Source organism: Kluyvera georgiana ATCC 51603 (genome assembly GCF_001654985.1).
GTDB classification, from domain to species: domain Bacteria; phylum Pseudomonadota; class Gammaproteobacteria; order Enterobacterales; family Enterobacteriaceae; genus Kluyvera; species Kluyvera georgiana.
Window position 1 is genome coordinate 1 of record NZ_LXEU01000116.1, and the last position, 1,587, is coordinate 1,587.

General features: G+C 45.1%; 2 protein-coding genes. Both read left to right on the plus strand.

Annotated elements, in window-relative coordinates; genetic code table 11:
* Positions 1–146, plus strand: a 146-nt coding sequence (locus M989_RS23895) for an IS3 family transposase (protein ID WP_157093599.1), incomplete at its 5' end; no start/stop codon positions are given.
* 160 nt (positions 147–306) lie between these two features.
* The gene (nhaA, locus tag M989_RS23900) at positions 307–1,458 is read left to right on the plus strand and encodes a Na+/H+ antiporter NhaA (protein ID WP_001000602.1); all 1,152 of its coding nucleotides are present in this window, start codon (positions 307–309) and stop codon (positions 1,456–1,458) included.
* Positions 1,459–1,587: the final 129 nt, after the last annotated feature.

Below are 1,587 nucleotides of genomic sequence, written 5' to 3' on the forward strand. Positions count from 1 at the left end.
AGCGCATCAGGAAGAGAATATACAAAACCCGGGATCTAGCCCGGGCGGATATCTTCGATTACATTGAAGTGTTCTACAACCGGGCCCGGCGCCACAGTCACCTCGGCGGCGTCAGTCCGGAGGCCTTCGAACAGGCCTCGTCGTGAGGACAGAATTTGTCTACGGGCGTGGGGTCAGTCCAATCAACGGCTCGGAAGTGTCTAGATTATCCGTGGCGATTCAATTATTCTAAAGTTTTCGACCGCTATACACTCTTATCATTCTTTGTTAATCGTTTATTAAGATAATAAATATAAGGACGAAACCATGAACGATGTCATTCGTGACTTTTTCAAAATGGAATCAGCTGGTGGTATTCTTCTCGTGATTGCCGCGGCAATTGCGATGACCATTGCTAACTCACCGCTGGGCGAAACTTATCAATCTGTACTGCATACTTATGTATTTGGTATGTCAGTTTCTCACTGGATTAATGACGGCCTAATGGCTGTTTTCTTCTTACTCATTGGCCTTGAAGTTAAGCGAGAGCTGCTTGAAGGTGCGTTAAAATCAAAAGAAACCGCAATTTTCCCTGCGATTGCAGCGGTTGGCGGTATATTAACTCCTGCTCTTATTTACGTAGCCTTTAATGCCAACGATCCTGAGGCGATTTCTGGTTGGGCAATTCCAGCGGCGACAGATATCGCTTTTGCTTTAGGTATCATGGCGTTATTAGGTAAGCGTGTACCAGTAAGCCTAAAAGTGTTCTTGCTGGCGGTTGCTATCATCGATGATTTAGGTGTAGTTGTTATTATCGCGCTATTTTACACCGGTGACCTGTCGACCATGGCGTTGCTTGTTGGCTTCATCATGACTGGTGTCCTATTCATGTTGAATGCGAAGGAAGTAACAAAACTTACGCCATACATGATCGTCGGTGCGATCTTATGGTTCGCGGTGCTTAAATCTGGTGTTCACGCAACATTGGCAGGTGTAGTGATTGGTTTTGCTATCCCACTAAAGGGAAAGCAGGGCGAACATTCTCCACTTAAACATATGGAGCACGCGCTTCACCCATACGTGGCATTTGGTATTCTGCCTCTATTCGCATTTGCCAATGCGGGGATTTCGTTAGAAGGCGTATCGATGTCAGGTCTAACTTCAATGCTGCCACTCGGTATTGCTTTGGGTCTACTGGTTGGTAAGCCTCTAGGTATCTTTACCTTTAGCTGGGCAGCGGTAAAAATGGGCGTTGCTAAGTTACCTGAAGGCGTTAACTTCAAGCATATCTTTGCGGTATCTGTGTTGTGTGGTATTGGCTTTACAATGTCTATCTTCATTTCCTCTTTAGCGTTCGGAAATGTAAGTCCTGAATTTGATACCTATGCTCGACTCGGTATCTTAATGGGTTCTACGACAGCAGCATTACTTGGCTATGCCTTACTGCACTTTTCTTTGCCTAAGAAAGCGCAAGCGTAAGATAAAAATGAGCTATTTTGTAAAGCCTCCCAATCGGGATAACACCGATCAGTTAAGGCATTGATCAGTTGAACGATCCTACGGATGGTTAACAATACCCTCAGTACACTAATTGCTGAGGGTATTTTT

Bases quoted from the DNA above. Each gene is read 5' to 3' on its own strand.
- nhaA (WP_001000602.1), top strand. From the start codon at position 307: ATGAACGATGTCATTCGTGACTTTTTCAAAATGGAATCAGCTGGTGGT.